1 protein-coding gene is annotated in these 514 nt (G+C 51.9%); it reads right to left on the bottom strand.

Features of this window, described 5'->3' with window-relative positions:
• A partial coding sequence (locus D1841_RS18530; protein WP_237076463.1) for a recombinase family protein occupies nt 1-476 on the bottom strand: 476 nt, incomplete at its 3' end.
• Between the last annotated feature and the right edge of the window lie 38 nt (nt 477-514).

Below are 514 nucleotides of genomic sequence, written 5' to 3'. Positions count from 1 at the left end.
GAGTGGCCCAAATACACTTCGTTGCGCAGAATGAGCTTGAGAATCGGGACGTGCCAAATTGTATTGGCAAAGCGCGCCGATTTTAGTTCCCCGCGAAGGTAGTGGAGACGGGAGGGGCAGGGGATGCCCTGCTCGTTTAAACACCGTGCAATAGGCAAATAGCCCATCCCGGAAAGCCGACACTGGAAAATTTCTTGTAGTACAGGTGCTGTCTCCGGGTCTGGCTCTAAACGGTGCTTGTCCTCCGCACTTTTGCGGTATCCATAAGGCGCCCAGGAACCGATGAATTCCCCGCGCTGCTGCTTGATTGCCAACGCAGAGCTGGACTTTTTTGAAATATCACGGCTGTACACTTCGTTGATGATATTTTTCACCGGCACAATGTAGCCATCCTGGGAACGCTCGGCGATGAGAGTGTCAAAGCTGTCGTTGACGGCAACAAAACGCACGTCTAAAAAGGGAAAGATTTGCTCCAAGTACTGGCCTGTTTCCTTGTAATTGCGTCCAAACCGGG

Source organism: Neglectibacter sp. X4 (assembly GCF_009917365.1).
Taxonomy (GTDB): Bacteria; Bacillota; Clostridia; order Oscillospirales; family Acutalibacteraceae; genus Acutalibacter.
This window is presented reverse-complemented; position numbering and strand designations above follow the sequence as displayed.